Source organism: Roseibium sp. (assembly GCF_965229775.1).
In the GTDB taxonomy this organism is placed as follows: domain Bacteria; phylum Pseudomonadota; class Alphaproteobacteria; order Rhizobiales; family Stappiaceae; genus Roseibium.
Genome location: NZ_OZ245929.1, coordinates 668,186 through 683,518, shown reverse-complemented (window position 1 = coordinate 683,518; position 15,333 = coordinate 668,186). Strand labels below are relative to the sequence as shown.

General features: G+C 61.2%; 16 protein-coding genes. 10 read left to right on the top strand and 6 right to left on the bottom strand.

The features are described from left to right. Positions 1-105: 105 nt before the first annotated feature. From ACO07N_RS02945 to ACO07N_RS02930, 4 genes are read right to left on the bottom strand one after another with little or no spacing between them, the layout of a single operon-like run. Positions 106-582 carry a DUF6505 family protein gene (locus ACO07N_RS02945; protein WP_421979596.1) on the bottom strand — a complete coding sequence of 159 codons (477 nt, stop codon included), beginning with the start codon at positions 580-582 and terminating at the stop codon, positions 106-108. A 4-nt stretch (positions 583-586) separates the two neighbouring features. Further along, positions 587-1,288 (bottom strand): DUF4444 domain-containing protein, encoded by a 702-nt coding sequence (locus tag ACO07N_RS02940; protein WP_421979595.1) that lies wholly within the window; start codon positions 1,286-1,288, stop codon positions 587-589. Next, complete coding sequence (locus tag ACO07N_RS02935; RefSeq protein ID WP_421979594.1) at positions 1,285-2,376, bottom strand: Mrp/NBP35 family ATP-binding protein; 1,092 nt, start codon at positions 2,374-2,376, stop codon at positions 1,285-1,287. Before ACO07N_RS02935 ends, ACO07N_RS02940 begins: the two co-directional genes overlap by 4 nt. 7 nt (positions 2,377-2,383) lie before the next feature. Then, entirely contained in the window at positions 2,384-2,572 is a 189-nt protein-coding gene (locus ACO07N_RS02930; protein WP_421979593.1) for a DUF6494 family protein, read from the bottom strand. 92 nt (positions 2,573-2,664) lie between these two features. Between ACO07N_RS02930 and ACO07N_RS02925 the strand changes: the two genes are divergently transcribed. Then, entirely contained in the window at positions 2,665-3,429 is a 765-nt protein-coding gene (locus tag ACO07N_RS02925) for a hypothetical protein (protein WP_421979592.1), read from the top strand. Between the two features lie 16 nt (positions 3,430-3,445). Here the strand turns inward: ACO07N_RS02925 and ACO07N_RS02920 are convergent, their stop codons facing one another. Continuing rightward, complete coding sequence (locus tag ACO07N_RS02920; protein WP_421979591.1) at positions 3,446-5,413, bottom strand: 4Fe-4S binding protein; 1,968 nt, start codon at positions 5,411-5,413, stop codon at positions 3,446-3,448. A 196-nt stretch (positions 5,414-5,609) separates the two neighbouring features. On the opposite strand from ACO07N_RS02920, the gene ACO07N_RS02915 reads away from it, so the two are divergent. From ACO07N_RS02915 to ACO07N_RS02875, 9 genes are all read left to right on the top strand, one after another. Beyond that, on the top strand, positions 5,610-6,179 hold the full coding sequence (locus tag ACO07N_RS02915; RefSeq protein ID WP_421979590.1) for a DUF3305 domain-containing protein: 570 nt from the start codon (positions 5,610-5,612) through the stop codon (positions 6,177-6,179). Beyond that, positions 6,176-6,862 carry a DUF3306 domain-containing protein gene (locus ACO07N_RS02910; RefSeq protein ID WP_421979589.1) on the top strand — a complete coding sequence of 229 codons (687 nt, stop codon included), beginning with the start codon at positions 6,176-6,178 and terminating at the stop codon, positions 6,860-6,862. Before ACO07N_RS02915 ends, ACO07N_RS02910 begins: the two co-directional genes overlap by 4 nt. 71 nt (positions 6,863-6,933) lie before the next feature. Next, a complete protein-coding gene (locus ACO07N_RS02905) occupies positions 6,934-7,542 on the top strand; it encodes a TorD/DmsD family molecular chaperone (protein ID WP_421979588.1) in 609 nt (202 codons plus the stop codon). Positions 7,543-7,601: 59 nt separating this feature from the next. Then, entirely contained in the window at positions 7,602-7,802 is a 201-nt protein-coding gene (locus ACO07N_RS02900; protein WP_421979587.1) for a twin-arginine translocation pathway signal protein, read from the top strand. Between the two features lie 107 nt (positions 7,803-7,909). Continuing rightward, positions 7,910-10,801 carry a formate dehydrogenase subunit alpha gene (locus tag ACO07N_RS02895; RefSeq protein WP_421979586.1) on the top strand — a complete coding sequence of 964 codons (2,892 nt, stop codon included), beginning with the start codon at positions 7,910-7,912 and terminating at the stop codon, positions 10,799-10,801. A gap of 12 nt (positions 10,802-10,813) precedes the next feature. After that, positions 10,814-11,410, top strand: coding sequence for a formate dehydrogenase FDH3 subunit beta (gene fdh3B, locus ACO07N_RS02890; protein WP_306144908.1), 597 nt, complete (start codon positions 10,814-10,816; stop codon positions 11,408-11,410). 143 nt (positions 11,411-11,553) lie between these two features. Further along, positions 11,554-12,774, top strand: coding sequence for a formate dehydrogenase subunit gamma (locus ACO07N_RS02885; RefSeq protein ID WP_421979585.1), 1,221 nt, complete (start codon positions 11,554-11,556; stop codon positions 12,772-12,774). Further along, positions 12,695-14,278, top strand: coding sequence for a c-type cytochrome (locus ACO07N_RS02880; RefSeq protein WP_421979584.1), 1,584 nt, complete (start codon positions 12,695-12,697; stop codon positions 14,276-14,278). The genes ACO07N_RS02885 and ACO07N_RS02880 overlap by 80 nt, the downstream gene beginning before the upstream one ends. Continuing rightward, the gene (locus ACO07N_RS02875) at positions 14,275-14,403 is read left to right on the top strand and encodes a hypothetical protein (RefSeq protein ID WP_421979583.1); all 129 of its coding nucleotides are present in this window, start codon (positions 14,275-14,277) and stop codon (positions 14,401-14,403) included. The genes ACO07N_RS02880 and ACO07N_RS02875 overlap by 4 nt, the downstream gene beginning before the upstream one ends. A gap of 45 nt (positions 14,404-14,448) precedes the next feature. Here the strand turns inward: ACO07N_RS02875 and ACO07N_RS02870 are convergent, their stop codons facing one another. Beyond that, entirely contained in the window at positions 14,449-15,006 is a 558-nt protein-coding gene (locus ACO07N_RS02870; RefSeq protein ID WP_421979582.1) for a hypothetical protein, read from the bottom strand. Positions 15,007-15,333: the final 327 nt, after the last annotated feature.

The window sequence follows — 15,333 nt, the reverse complement described above, 5'->3', positions numbered from 1 at the left end:
ATCGGGTGCCTCCGTCCCGAGAGACTAGTCGGCCTCTGCGCCGGCGGCAAGGCACTCGTTCAGGCCGGTCGGGAGTTCAGTCTTGGTTGTCGAGATTCATGGCGTTTACTGCATGTCCCCGTGCATCGCGACGAGATCCAGTTCTGCCGCCGGGGCCTCGATGGCGCTGTAGCTTTCCTTCACGCCTTCATCAGCGAGTTCGCGGTGAACGGCGAGCAGCATGTTCTCGTCGTGCTCGGAGCAAAGTTCGGCCATGTAGCGGAGTTCGTCCTCGGCGACACCTCTGGCCGCATCGACCGATGGCGCGCCATAGACCTCGACGAAATGGCGGGCCAGATTGTCGACCAGGGCAGAGAACTCGTCTTCGCTAACCGGCGTGATGGCGACGAAGGTGACACGGCCGAACGTCTCCAGACCGAGCCAGCCGTTTGAAAAGGCCTGCCGGGCCTTGCCCACAAGGTCGGCCTCCGTCCAGTCGGAAAACTCGAAGCCTCCCGACAGGCACCATTCACCGGTTCGTGCCGGCGAGAAATAGACATTGCGGTCGCTGTCATCCATGTGGATCGCACGGGCCAGTTTCATGAGTTCAGGTCTCCAGTCGGCTCGAAAGCGGGATCAGGGTCGTCTCGTCCCCGGTTCTGAGCAGCATTCCGAAATTCTCGTCCACCCCGACGAAGGTTCCGGACTTGCCATCGATGTCTATCGGCTCCCCGAGCGTGGGGACAAGGCCGCGCCAGTCAGCGTGAACGGGCCGCAGCCCCTCGTCGAGCCAGCGGTTGATCCAGTAAAGGCTGTGGCGCACCCAGGCTTCAAGGAGCCCATCCGGCGTGATTTCGGCGCAGCCTTCCTCCGAGAGATAGGTCGTGTCGGCATCGGTGCCCGGATTTTCCGTCGAACTGGTCATGTTGAGCTCCAGGCCGAGAACCAGCCAGTCCGGTGTTTCCGCCGGATCCGACGTCGACGCCTTGAGGCGCATCTTTCCGCAGACAGCGCCGTTCACGCGGATCGTGCCGTCCCATTCCAGATGGACGGCGACCTCCGGCGGGGCAAGGGCGCCGAGAGCGGCCTGAAACCCGAGGCCGCAGACGGGCAGGGTTGCCATGGCTTCTTCCAGCGGTACTTCGGGGGTGAAGATCAGGCTGGCTTTCAGGGTGTCGCCTGCGAAATTGTAGACGACTGTGCCCGCATCCGTGCCGGTGATTGCAAGCGCCAGCGCCCGGTCGAACGGATCGGCGGGGCCGGTCAGGCCTTCTCCCTGGAACATCGGCGGAAATTGCAGATCGCTCACGCCTGCCCCTCCGCAACGAGTGTTTTCGCCAGTTTTCTGAACACGGCCGCCTCGGGCGCGTCCGGGTTCCCGACCGCGATCGGTGTGCCGCCGTCGCCGGCCAGGCGGATGTTCAGATGCAGCGGGACTTCCGCAAGGAGTGGCACGCCCAGCTTTTCCGCTTCCGCGGCGACGCCGCCATGTCCGAAGACGTGTTCCTCGTGACCGCATTTGGAGCAGATATGCGTCGACATGTTTTCGATCATTCCGATAATCGGAACCTGCATTTGCTGGAACATATCGATGCCCTTGCGGGCGTCCAGAAGCGCAACATCCTGCGGCGTCGACACGATGATCGCGCCATCGACGATGAATTTCTGCGACAGCGTCATCTGGACATCACCGGTTCCGGGCGGCAGGTCGACGATGAGAATGTCGAGCGCACCCCACTGTACCTGGCTCATCATCTGCTGCAGTGCGCCCATCAGCATCGGACCGCGCCAGACGACAGCCTGGTCCCCGGAGGTCATCAGTCCGATGGAGATCAGCGTGACACCATGGTTGCGCAGCGGCAGGATCATTTGGCCGTCCGGCGATGTCGGGCGTCCGGAGATGCCGAGCATTTTCGGTTGCGACGGGCCGTAGACATCTGCGTCGAGCAGACCGACCTTGCGGCCTTCCGCTGCGAGCGCGCAGGCAAGATTGGCCGCAACCGTCGATTTGCCGACGCCGCCCTTGCCGGAGGCAACGGCAACGACCCTGTCGATCCCCGGGACCCGCTGCGGTCCGGAGGTTCCAGGGGGTGCGGGACGTGGCTTGATCGGCGTGGGTTCGCTCGGCTTGGCTGGCTCGGCAGCCTTTTCCGAGTGGGCCGTCATGATGATCTGGACGTTGCCGGCCCCGTCGAGTTGCGACAGGCATGATTCGGCCTCGCTCTTCAGGGCTTCCATCTCGTTCATGCGGCTGGCGTCGATTTCCATCACGAAGCGAATGGTGCCTTCACCGATCTGAAGCGCGCGCACCATGCCCATGGCGACGATATCGTCGCCGGTTGCCGGATCCTTGACGGACTTGAGTGAATTTAGAACCGTTTCCCGCGTCAGTGACACGACGTGTTTACCCCTCGATCTCGCCGTTTACCTCGTGCTCAAGGCCGATTTCCTCAATCGTCACGACTGCCTTGACCTTGTATTTCCTACCCTCCGACGCACCGGCCTTCCTGACCGCTTCCTCGATCGCCTGCTGGGATGTCACGCCGACCTGTTTCAGGAACTTGCGCATGGACATGTTGAATTCGTCGCTCATCTTAACCTCTCTATAAGCAGCGTGTGAATTGACGGCTGAATGATTTCCCCCCTAACCTAACGCGTTCTGTCAGCAACGTGAGGGAGGAGCGCGTGTGCTGCCGTTTTATGTTTGCAGTCCTGATCGGACTGTTTTTTGTCGCAGGGCCGGGCGTGACGGGCGAGGCCTTTGCCAAGACATTCCGCCTGAGTGCGCCGGACGACCTTGTCGCGTCCGGTTTCCTGAAGCATCTGTTGCCGCGGTTCTCGCTCAAGACCGGCGTGCGGATTGAAATCGTGCCGGAGACCGGGACCGCCGAGGCGGCCTTTTCGACGTCGAATACCGGGACACCGGCCTTTTCGGGCATCGGCAAGGACTGGTACCTGGGCATTGCGGACGCGGGCAATGAGCACGTCGCACGCTTCGAGGAATGGCTCGTCAGCGATGTCGGCAAAAACACTATCGCGTCGTTCAAGCCGGACAGCGGGCAGGTGTTCACGGCCGCGGTTGCCAAGCCGAAGGAAGCTGTTTCGGAGGCGATTGCCGGCGACGTCGTTTCCGGAGAGAAACTGGCCGTCGTCCATTGCGGACGCTGCCACATGGTGAACGAGGCGACGCGGCTGACGACAATCGGGTCGTCGCCGTCCTTTGCGGTGATGCGGAGTTTTTCCGACTGGCGCGCGCGCTTCGAAGCGTTCTTCGCCCTGAACCCGCACCCCTCGTTCACGCAGGTGGACGGGGTGACCGAACCCTTCGACATCAGCCGGCCGTCACCGATCGCACCGGTCGAGATCACGCTGGACGAACTCGATGCCATCCTGGCCTTCGTCTCCAGGATACCGCCAGCCGATCTCGGAGCACCGATCCAGTACCAGTGAACACGTTCCGCCGTTATCAATGGTCGCGCCGCTTGCTGATGTAGTCGTCAGTGGTGCGTACCTTCGGACGTTCTCCCATGGCAAAGGGATTGTTTTCCGAATGGTAGACCGCGTTCACGCGGCAATCGTCGCACATCTGGATGAGTGACGCGGCCTTGTTGTCCTTGAACATGCCGTGCTTGCCGGCGAGCTTCTCGGTCATGCGTTCCACCATCGAGCGCACGCCGAACGGCTTGCCGCATTCGATGCATTCGAACGGCTCTTCTTCCTTGAGAACGATGGGCGTCAGGGCTTCGTCGGCAAGGTTCAGGCGCGGATCCAGCGACAGCGCGCTCTCCGGACAGATGTTGGTGCAGATGCCGCACTGAAGACACGCATCTTCCTGAAAGCGGAGCTGCGGCTTGTCCGGGTTCTCTTTCAATGCGCCGGAGGGGCACAGCGAGACGCAGGACAGGCAGAGCGTGCAACTGTCCAGGTTGATGTCGAGGGCGCCATAGGGCGCGCCGGCGGGTAGCGTGATCGGTTCGTCGCCGGCATTGAGCGCCTTTGCGGCAAGCCGCGTGACCTGCCTGCGCGAGCCGACGGGCAGGATGGGCTGCACGGGAAGGGCGTCAGGCGTCTCAAGGCGCAGCAGGTCGTCGAGCTGATCCGGATCCGCCGGCTCGATCAGGCTGATCCGGTCATCACCGGCGAGTGTCGCGGCCAGTTCAGCCTGGAAGGGAAGTCCGTCCTTTTCGGTGCCCGGCGACAGAAGCAGGGTCACGGATTTGAATCCACTTGCCAGGGCCGCCAGCATTTCGGCGTGGCCGAAGCCCGCCAATGCTGCGGTCTCGAGCGGAATCACGTCGCTCGGAAGACCCTTGCCGTAACGCGCGCTCAGCCGGATCATGTCGAGCCCGTGGCTTGCGTCGTGAACCAGCAAGCGCGGGCTGCCCGTCCCGAGTTTCCGCCATGTCGACGCAAGAGTCTGAATGCGCTTGAACACATGGTCCACCGGTGGTGCGTCGTAGGAGATCGCCCCGGAGGGGCAAACTGCCGAACAGCTGCCGCATCCGGCGCAGGTCATGGCGTCCACGGCGACGTGATCGCCGGCAGGCGTGATCGCGCCCGTCGGGCACAGGTTCAGGCAGCGTGAGCATCCGGGCTTCTGCGCGCGCGAATGCGCGCAAAGCTCTTCGTTGAGCTTGATGTAGATCGGCTTTTCAAAGGTTCCGATCAGCTGCGAGGCCTCCATCAACACCTTGGTGCGCGCCGCGGCATTGCCGGGATCCGCGCGCAGATAGCCTTCGCGTTTTTCGGGAGCGGGGAACAGCGGCTGGGCTCCCCGGCGCAGATCGACGATGATGTCGCATCCGGTCCGGCCGCCATCGCGGGGATCCGTCCAGTTGAAGGCGCCGCGGCCTCCGGGAATGCGTTCCTGAAGGGCATCGAAGGAAAGCTTGAAGTCGCCAAGTGCGCCGGCCGCGCCCTTCAGGCGTCCCCGGACGATGTCGTAGCGCCGGTCGTCGGAGACCGGCAGTTCCGCGTCGGGAGCAAGCAGCACGGTGACGCTCAAGGTCTCGCACAACAGGTCCGCCGCTTCGCTCGCATCCGCCGAATCGCCGAGAATGATGCATGTTCCTGCAGAAGAGACATCAACGACCTTCTCGCCCGGATGCGGCAGGAGCGCGTCGGCAATGAGCGCCGCCATCTTCGCGCTTGCATCGCCGCTGCCGTCGTTCCATCCGGCGCGGTCACGCAAATCGACGAACAGCGGCTCGTCGGCCTCGATGTCGGCTGCGATTTCCTGAAAGATGCTCTGTTCCTGCCCGCAGGCGATCATCGCATTGCCCGAGCGGATCGCGTCTTCGGCAATGCCGGCCTCGGCCCTGCAGAGTTCAGAGTAGACCCTTGAACAGGAGACGCCGCACGCCTCCTCCAACCGTTCCGCGTCGATCGCCTGGCTTTTACGGCAATCGCACAGCAGAAGCTTCAAATCTGTCATTCTTGTTGCGTCCTCTCCCGGGACCGCCTGTTCCGGATTCTCCCCGCCGGATTCGCGCATGCCCGGTTACCATATCAAGGGCGTATGTCGCATCAGGTCAAGTTCGACTTCCGCCGGACTTGAAATTTCTGCAACTTGCTACAGCATGTAGAGAAGAAAAAGCGGTTGATGATCCGCGGGTGGGAGGAAGTCCGCAGTGACAATTGAAAGAACGCGCTCGATGCCGGTCGGCGTCGTCGTCAGAAGATTGCCCGGCGTGACCAGGTGGCAGAAATGGAGCTGGCGGCCGGTCTCCCTGCTTCCGGGCGCGAAAGCTGCCGACTGGGAAGTGATGCGGCAGGAAGGCGATGCTGTCGAATATCACGCGGCAACGCTGAACCTGGAACTCTACCGGACGGATACCGAAGCCTATCTCACCGCGCTTTCGGACAAGGTCCCGTCCATTTACGTGATCATGCGCCCTGCCGACGAGGTGGATCGCGATGTGCCCATGGACGTCATGCTGCTCACGGCATCCGCCTACGAGGGGCAGGACTATGCCGACACGAGCGACGTCATGGTGGAAAAGGTGCCGATGCCTCCGGGGCTGATTGCCTGGATCCGCGATTTCGTCGAACTGCATCACGAGGACGAGATCTTCATCAAGCGCAAGCGTGACAAGAAGCGGATCGACCTGAAAGAGGACGGCATCGGGGATGCCCGCATCCGGCAGATCAGCGACGTCTACCGCGCGCCCGGCCGCAAGCCCAAGGACACCCTGCAATGAGCGGCGGTGGGCAGGACGAGACCGGCGGCGATTTCTGGTCGCGCCGCAAGGCGGCGGTCCGCAAGGCGGAAGAAGCCGAACAGGTAAAGGAGCAGGCCGCCCTGGCGGCGGAAGAACGGGCGGCGCTGGAAGAAAAGAGCGATGAGGACGTGCTGGAGGAACTCGGTCTGCCAGATCCGGAGACCCTGACGAAAGAAGACGATTTTTCCGGGTTCCTGTCCGCGGCCGTGCCGGAACGGATCCGGCGGCGCGCGCTCCGCAGGCTCTGGGGCCTCAATCCCGTGCTGGCGAATCTCGACGGGCTCGTCGACTATGCAGAGGATTATACCGACGCCGCGACGGTCGTGGACAATCTCCAGACCGTCTACAAGATCGGGAAAGGCATGCTGGAGCAATTCGCGGAGGCTGAAGACGATGCCGAGGCAGTGCCCGAGTTGAAACCGGACAAAACCTTTGTAGAAGAAAATAATTCCAAAGAAAATGCGGTCGTCGAAGATAATGTTGCGGCGCACAATGATTATGTTGAAAATGAAGAAGCATCTGTGCAATTGACGCAAGCAGACAATATCCTGCAATCTCAAGAAAAGCAGGAGAACCGGGCGGAATCGCAAGAATCGGAAGCCGAAAAAGTTGACTTTGACTTTCCGGTAACGCGGCGGCGCTTGCGGTTCGACTACAGTTGATACTAAAGTTGAATGTAAGAGGCGCGCCAAAAAGGTGAAACTGGTCAGCGCACGAGGGAGGACGATCGCGGATGTCCGCAGCGGTCACGGAATATGTCATCGATCCTGAAGATCAGGCTCGATCAGAACTCTATGATTTTATAGGACTGTTGCTGGTCAAGCCGGCAGACGCCTCCCTGTTGAAGCAAGTCTCGGGACTTTCAGCTGACGAAACGACGCTCGGAAACGCACTGGGCGTGCTGGCAAAGGTCGCTTCGGTGACATCGGCCGAAACCGCAGAGCGCGAGTTCAATGCCCTGTTCGTCGGGCTCGGGCGCGGTGAACTTCTCCCCTACGCAAGTCACTATCTCACCGGTTTCCTGAATGAAAAGCCCCTGGCAAACCTGCGCGCCGACATGGCAAGACGCGGGATCGGACGCGCCGACGGCACCCATGAACCGGAAGACAACATCGCCTCGCTCATGGAAATGATGGCGGGCATGATCGTCGGCCGTTTCGGCACCGTCACATCGGTGGCGGAACAGAAGCAGTTCTTCCAGGATCATATCGAGCCCTGGGCAATACACTTTTTCTCGGATCTTGAAGCATCGAAAACCTCCGTTTTCTACGGGGCGGTCGGTGCTTTGGGGCGGCAGTTTATGGAGATTGAGGCCGAGGCCTTCGGTATGCTGCCGAATTGAAGTTCACGTTGTCAATTTAAGCGGCCGCGGGCCGCTGCAAGGAGAGGAGGATTGCAACGATGAAAAAGCCCGATCAAGCGGTGCCCCGTGAGGGTTCTGGCCGCCGGGATTTCCTGAAACTGGCGGCCCTGTCGGCCCCTGTAGCCGTGGCCGCGACAGCGGTTTCCGGTACCGCTCAAGCAGCGGAAGTGGATCTTACATCCGACAAGATGCAGGACACAGCGCACACCCGCGCCTACTTCGACAGCGCCCGGTTCTGACCGGACCCTGACTTCACACCCGGCCTATGGTTGCGTGACGCCCGCTGGCCGGTTCGCTGAAAACCAACCCAGCAGTATCGGACCCGATACAAGCAAGGTAGGGCAATATGCTTAGGAAAAAGACCAATGGGGTTGCGCGACGCCCCCAGGGTGCAAGTATCCTTAGAGACGCTGCACACAAATCGGTAGACCGCCGGACATTCCTGAAGGGATCCGGAGTTGCCGCAGGTGGCCTGGCCGCCATTACCGCAACAGGCGGTACCGTTACACAGGCACAGGCCCAGTCGTCCGACGAGGCCGTCAATCTCGTAAAATCCGTCTGCACACACTGCTCCGTCGGCTGCACCGTCATCGCCGAAGTGAAGAACGGCGTGTGGACCGGCCAGGAGCCGGGATGGGACAGCCCCTTCAACCTCGGTGCGCACTGCGCCAAGGGCGCTGCGGTTCGCGAGCACGCACATGGCGAGCGCCGGCTGAAGTACCCGATGAAAAAAGAAGGCGGCGAATGGAAACGTGTCAGCTGGGACGAGGCGATCAACGCCATCGGCGACCAGATGATGCAGATCCGCGAGGAAAGCGGACCGGACAGTGTCTACTGGCTCGGCTCGGCGAAGCACAACAACGAGCAGGCCTACCTGTTCCGCAAGTTCGCAGCCTACTGGGGCACGAACAACGTCGACCACCAGGCCCGTATCTGCCACTCGACGACGGTTGCCGGCGTAGCCAATACATGGGGCTACGGCGCCATGACCAACAGCTACAATGACATCCACAATTCCAAGGCCATCTTCATCATCGGCGGCAACCCGGCTGAAGCTCACCCGGTTTCCCTGCTGCACGTGCTGCGCGCCAAGGAACAGAACAACGCTCCGGTGATCGTGTGCGATCCGCGCTTCACGCGCACCGCCGCCCACGCCGACGAATATGTGCGTTTCCGTCCGGGTACGGACGTGGCCCTGATCTGGGGCATTCTCTGGCACATCTTCGACAATGGCTGGGAAGACAAGGAGTTCATCCGGACCCGTGTCTGGGGCATGGACCAGATCCGCGAAGAAGTCGCCAGGTGGACGCCTGACGAAGTCGAGCGCGTCACCGGTACCCCGGAAAGCCAGCTGAAGCGCGTCGCGCGGACGCTTGCCAACAACCGTCCGGGCACCGTGATCTGGTGCATGGGCGGTACCCAGCACACCAACGGCAACAACAACACGCGTGCCTACTGCGTGCTGCAGCTTGCCCTCGGCAACATGGGCACCACCGGTGGCGGAACCAACATCTTCCGTGGCCACGACAACGTTCAGGGCGCAACGGACCTCGGCGTTCTCAGCCACACGCTGCCGGGCTATTACGGCCTGAGCGCAGGCGCCTGGGGCCACTGGGCGCGCGTCTGGGACGAGGATGCAGACTGGCTGAAAGCCCAGTTCGCGACCGTGAAAGGCGCTGACGGCAAGGAAAAGAGCCTTCAGAACCTCACCGGTATCCCGGTCAGCCGCTGGATCGACGGTGTCCTCGAGGACCCGGCAAACACCGACCAGCCGAATGCGGTTCGTGCGATGGTTCTCTGGGGCCACGCCCCGAACTCGCAGACCCGCATGACGGAAATGAAGACCGCCATGGAAAAGCTGGATATGCTGGTCGTGATCGACCCCTATCCGACGGTTTCCGCCGTGCTTCATGACCGCACCGACGGCGTCTACCTGCTGCCGGCGTGTACGCAGTTCGAGACCCGCGGGTCCGTGACCGCGTCGAACCGCTCGCTGCAGTGGCGCGACAAGGTTGTCGAGCCGCTGTTCGAGAGCCTTCCGGACGAGGTCATCATGGCCAAGTTCGCGAACAAGTTCGGCTGGGGCGACAGGCTGTTCCGCAACATCGAAATGGACGATCCGGAAACACCGAACGTGGAAAGCATCACCCGCGAGTTCAACAGCGGGCTGTGGACGATCGGTTACACCGGGCAGTCGCCGGAGCGCATCAAGTCGCACATGGCGAACCAGCATACGTTCGACCGCACGACGCTTCAGGCGGTGGGCGGACCGAATGACGGCGAATACTACGGTATGCCGTGGCCATGCTGGGGCACCGCCGACATGAAGCACCCGGGCACGCCGAACCTGTACGACATGTCCAAGCCTGTCGCTGAAGGCGGTCTGTGTTTCCGCGCACGCTTCGGCGTCGAGCGGGACGGCGACAACCTGCTTGCCGACGGTGTTTCGAACCCCGGTTCGGAAATCCAGGACGGTTATCCCGAGTTCACGATGCAGATGCTCATGGACCTTGGATGGGATGGCGACCTGACCGACGAGGAACGGGCATCGATCGAAGCGGTCGCAGGACCGAAGACGAACTGGAAAACCGACCTTTCCGGCGGCATCCAGCGCGTTGCGATCAAGCATGGCTGCGCACCTTTCGGTAACGCGAAAGCCCGCGCCGTCGTCTGGACGTTCCCGGATCCGGTGCCGCTGCACCGCGAGCCGCTCTACACCAACCGCCGCGACCTGGTGGCAGACTATCCGACCTACGAGGACCGGAAGTTCTACCGCCTGCCGACGCTCTATGCCTCTATCCAGAAGCAGGACTTCTCGAAGGATTATCCAATCATCCTGACGTCCGGCCGTCTGGTGGAATACGAGGGCGGTGGTGACGAGACCCGGTCCAACCCGTGGCTTGCCGAACTTCAGCAGGACATGTTCGTTGAGATCAATCCTCGTGATGCCAACAACCTGGGTGTGCGCGACGGTGCGCAGGTCTGGGTCGAAGGCCCTGAGGGCGGCAAGGTGAAAGTCATGGCAATGGTGACCGAGCGGGTCGGGGAAGGCGTTGCCTTCATGCCGTTCCACTTCGGTGGTCATTACCAGGGCGAGGATCTCAGGTCGAAGTATCCGAAAGGTGCCGACCCCTATGTCCTCGGCGAAAGCTGTAACACCGCTCAGACGTATGGCTACGACTCAGTGACCCAGATGCAGGAGACGAAAGCGACTCTCTGCAAGATCTCGGCCGCGTAAGGAGGAGACGCAATGGCTGCAAGAGCAAAATTCCTTTGTGACGCTGAGCGATGCATTGAGTGCAATGCCTGTGTCACGGCTTGCAAAAACGAAAATGAAGTGCCGTGGGGGATCAATCGCCGCCGGGTCGTGACCATCAATGATGGCAGCCCGGGTGAACGGTCGATCTCCGTGGCCTGCATGCACTGTTCGGACGCACCCTGCATGGCGGTGTGCCCGGTCGATTGTTTCTACCAGAACGAAGAAGGTGTGGTTCTTCACTCGAAGGACCTGTGCATTGGCTGCGGCTACTGCTTCTACGCCTGTCCGTTCGGCGCCCCGCAGTTCCCGCAGGCCGGGAACTTCGGATCGCGCGGCAAGATGGACAAGTGCACCTTCTGTGCAGGTGGTCCGGAAGAAAACAACTCGACCGCCGAACGCGCGAAATACGGTGCCAACCGTATCGCGGAAGGCAAGTTGCCGCTTTGTGCGGAAATGTGCTCCACCAAGGCCCTGCTTGCCGGTGATGGCGACGTCGTGTCGGCTATCTACCGCGAGCGTGTGGTTGCCCGTGGCTTCGGCTCCGGCGCCTGGGGCTGGGGCTCCGCCTACGGTCAAAGAGGCGGGTAAACCGGACTGCGTCCGGCGGTGGCAGAGGGGCTCTGCCGCCGGACCTTCCCGGTCCCTCTTTAAATCTGAACGGGGCGGCAAACTTGCCGCCCTGTTCATCTCTGGTAGGCTTTAAACGCTGCACAAGGAATGAGGATCCGGCTATGAAACGCTTGGTTTTGGCTGTTGTTGTTCTTCTGGCATTTCTGTCTCCGGCACTTGCCCAGGAGCAGCCCCAGGAGCCACCGCAGGCCGATCGGAGCGCGACCGGCGGTGCGCAGACGCTCGAAGACATCATGAAGCGTCAGCGCGGCGAGAAGGTCGATTACGATTTCAGGCGCAATGCCACCGGGGACCCCGACTCGGCAGCCGGCATGACCAATCAGCTGGGAACGCTCGGAGGGGTATCCGATCCCGAATTGTGGCGCGCCCTGCGTTTCGGGTCCGCCGATATCACGGTCTCGTCCGGCGGCAAGGAAGCCACTGTCCTGATGCAGGATGGCGGCATGCGCTGGCTTGAAATCCGAAACGGTCCCCTGAAGACCTACGGCGCCTATCTGCTTGCCGGCACGCTTGCCTTCCTTGCGCTGTTCTACCTGCTTCGCGGCCGGATCCGGATCGACGGAGAAAAGACCGGACGGACGATCACGCGTTTCAAGATGATCGAAAGATTCGGGCACTGGCTGCTCGCCGGCAGCTTCATATTGCTTGCCGTAACAGGTCTGATCGTTCTCTTCGGGCGGGTCGCCATCATTCCGCTGCTTGGAAAGGATGCCTATGCGCCCATCGCACTGGCGTCCAAATGGGTCCACAACAACGTGTCCTGGGCCTTCATGCTCGGCCTCGTGATGATTTTCGTCATGTGGGTTGTGCACAACATTCCGAACAAGACGGACCTCAAATGGATCGCGGTTGGGGGCGGCCTCCTGAAAAAAGGCGTGCACCCTCCGGCGAAGAAATTCAACTTCGGGCAGAAGATGATCTTCTGGGGCGTGATCGTCCTCGGTGCCTCAATTTCCGCCTCGGGTATTTCGCTGCTGTTTCCATTCGATTTCCCGATGTTCGCCAAGACCTTCGAAATCCTGAACAATCTCGGTCTGCCGCAACTTGTCGGGCTCGGCACCCTGCCGACCGAACTCGCGCCGCACGAGGAAATGCAGTATGCGCAACTCTGGCACACGATCGTCGCGTTCTTGATGATCGCCATGATCCTTGCGCACATCTACATCGGTTCCGTGGGCATGGAAGGCGCATACGATGCCATGGGGTCCGGCGAGGTCGAGCTGCAGTGGGCGCGTGAGCACCATGGCTTGTGGGTCAAGGAAGTCGAAGAGGCGCAGCGCAAATCCGAAGCGCCGGACAAAAACGCGGTTCCTGCTGAGTAGGGCAGAAACGGTGGTTTTGGGCTCGAAATCCGCCTCGGTGTCACCCCGGCCAAGCGACGCGCAGAGCCGGGGGCCGTTCCCCAATCGGTTTGGCGTTGCGATTTCCAGGTGGATGCGAGGCCTTCATGGCTCATCAGAACCTGCTCAGGCCAAACGCTGGGCCTGGATCTCCGCGTGGTCGTCCGGGCTGGCGGCATTTTTCGTATCGCTGTGCATCGCCGGCCCTTCATTTTCCGCTGATTTCGAGACACTGAAGGGTCATGGCGGCCCTGTCATGGACATCACCGTGTCCCGGGACAGCGGGCGCGTTGCGACGGCAAGTTTCGACAATGCGGTCGGGATCTGGTCCGGGCGCAAACCGAACTGGCTGGACGGACACGAGGCCGCGGTCAAGGTGGTGAGGTTTGTCACTGACGATCTCGTCGTCTCGGCCGGTGATGACAACACCCTGATCTTCTGGAACCTTGAGAACGGCTCCCAGGAAAAACGCGAGGGCCACACGGCCAAGGTCATGGGTCTGGCGGTGTCTCCTGACGGCAAGATGATTGCCAGCGCAAGCTGGGACGCGAAAATCGGCCTCTGGCCGGTGGATGGCGGCGCGCCGACATTCCTGAGCGGTCACAGCGCAGGCGTGAACAAGGTCGCGTTTTCGGCGGATGGGGCCTGGCTTTATTCAGCCTCCGTCGACGGGTCCATCATACTCTGGGATGTGGCGGCCAAGGCCGAAAAGCGGGTTATTGTCCGAAACGGTTTCGGCGTGAACGTGCTGGCGCTCGGCGGCCGCAACAGCAACGAGACCTGGGTGGCCTACGGATCGCAGGATGGTATCACCCGCATCGTCGACATTGAAAGCGGCGAGCGGCTCCACGACTTCACGCTGGAACGGCGGCCCATTCTCGCCATGTCCTTGAGCGAAGACGGCAAGCGGCTCGCGACCGGTGACGGTCACGGCTACATCACCGTTTTCGACACGGAAACATGGACGATCGAATCCGATTTCAAGGCTGCATTGAAGGGACCGATCTGGGCGCTGGCCTTTTCGAAGGATGGCGAGGTCCTGCATGCCGGCGGGATCGAGGATATCGTCTATTCCTGGCCGGTTGCCGGCCTTGGAAAATTCGATCCGATGGCGAAGGAAACACCTCAATTCCTGCGCCAGCCGGAGCAGATGTCGAATGGTGAACGGCAGTTCGCGCGCAAGTGTTCCATCTGCCACGCCCTGACCGAGGGCAGCGCGCGCAAGGCAGGGCCGAGCCTTTACGAGGTCTTCGGACGACGCGCCGGCACGCTGCCTGACTACCCCTATTCGAAAACCCTGACAGGGTCTGATATCATCTGGACGGAAGAGACAATCGATCAGCTGTTTCTGGATGGCCCGGATCATTTCATCCCCGGCTCGAAAATGCCGATGCAGGTGATCGCCAAGCCCGAGGACCGGACCGACCTGGTCAATTATCTAAAAACGGCGGCAGGCTCGCAGGACAAGAACGGAGAAACACAATGAGAGCTATGTTCGCGGCCTTTGCCGCAATCGTGGTCATTTCCATCGGTGCGAGCCAGGTTCTCGATCGCGCGGGCTTCTCAAGCGCCGAGCAGGCCAGCGGTTCATCTGTCAGGCTGGGAGACTAAGCCTGTCCACCAGGACGGTACCGCCTGGCAGCATCACGCTTCACTTTACATCATCGCGCCGAGCGACTTTTCAGTGAAGACCCGGATATAGTCGCCGGGCGATGACCCTGCCCAGAACACCCACAGGCGATTGGGGTTTTGGCTGTCGACCCAGACCCGGTCGCCCGGTTCCAGTCCGCGCAATTCGGTGCTGATGTAGTTCACATCATTGTTGGCGAGGAAGTCGGTTGCCGCCATCGTGTCCTGAAACGCGGCGATGCCGAGGACGGGTGCATCGAAGTCCACGTAGCCGTAGTGAACACCTGCAAAACTGTCGAAAAAGACATAGTGGCTTGCGATGGTTTCGCCTTGCCGGATGATGCCGTTGTCGCCTCCGAAATCGACCCGGATCGGCTCCGTCAGAACAATGTTCTGGTCCTCGTCAAATGCGTAGAGATTGTCGGTGTTGAAGTTGTCGGCACCGACGCTGAAAGGCGTACTCGTATCCAGCAGGACGAATTTGCCGTTGCCGCGCTGGTCGACAATCTCACCGCCAAGCACCACGGCCATCGCCGGGCTTGCGACTGCCAATGCCAGAACTGACGGGATGAGTCTTTTCAGCATGATGTCTCCAACCGCGTTGGAAGACACCATGCCGTATCAGCGCGGCCGCCAACAATCACAGACCGGTCACAGTCTCGTGTGCGGCACTGCTGTCCGGTTTAACTCGGAATTGATCTAGCGATGCGATCCCAGCCTATGAGCTTGTCATTCCGGCTGAAGCGCAGCGGAAGGCCGGAACCCAGTACCCACCGGATTTTCCGTCTTGTTTCAGTCTCCGGCCACAGGGAGTACTGGTTCCCGGTCTTGCCGCGCGCGCGGCAAACCGGGACGACAAATCGGGGAAATAACTCTGTTTCCCGATTTGGCGCCGCAATGAACTATGCAGCT

Coding starts and splice junctions, on each gene's coding strand:
- ACO07N_RS02945 (WP_421979596.1), bottom strand. CDS start 582: ATGAAACTGGCCCGTGCGATCCACATGGATGACAGCGACCGCAATGTC.
- ACO07N_RS02930 (WP_421979593.1), bottom strand. CDS start 2,572: ATGAGCGACGAATTCAACATGTCCATGCGCAAGTTCCTGAAACAGGTC.
- ACO07N_RS02920 (WP_421979591.1), bottom strand. CDS start 5,413: ATGACAGATTTGAAGCTTCTGCTGTGCGATTGCCGTAAAAGCCAGGCG.
- ACO07N_RS02910 (WP_421979589.1), top strand. CDS start 6,176: ATGAGCGGCGGTGGGCAGGACGAGACCGGCGGCGATTTCTGGTCGCGC.
- ACO07N_RS02905 (WP_421979588.1), top strand. CDS start 6,934: ATGTCCGCAGCGGTCACGGAATATGTCATCGATCCTGAAGATCAGGCT.
- ACO07N_RS02900 (WP_421979587.1), top strand. CDS start 7,602: ATGAAAAAGCCCGATCAAGCGGTGCCCCGTGAGGGTTCTGGCCGCCGG.
- ACO07N_RS02895 (WP_421979586.1), top strand. CDS start 7,910: ATGCTTAGGAAAAAGACCAATGGGGTTGCGCGACGCCCCCAGGGTGCA.
- fdh3B (WP_306144908.1), top strand. CDS start 10,814: ATGGCTGCAAGAGCAAAATTCCTTTGTGACGCTGAGCGATGCATTGAG.
- ACO07N_RS02885 (WP_421979585.1), top strand. CDS start 11,554: ATGAAACGCTTGGTTTTGGCTGTTGTTGTTCTTCTGGCATTTCTGTCT.
- ACO07N_RS02880 (WP_421979584.1), top strand. CDS start 12,695: ATGGCTTGTGGGTCAAGGAAGTCGAAGAGGCGCAGCGCAAATCCGAAG.
- ACO07N_RS02875 (WP_421979583.1), top strand. CDS start 14,275: ATGAGAGCTATGTTCGCGGCCTTTGCCGCAATCGTGGTCATTTCCATC.
- ACO07N_RS02870 (WP_421979582.1), bottom strand. CDS start 15,006: ATGCTGAAAAGACTCATCCCGTCAGTTCTGGCATTGGCAGTCGCAAGC.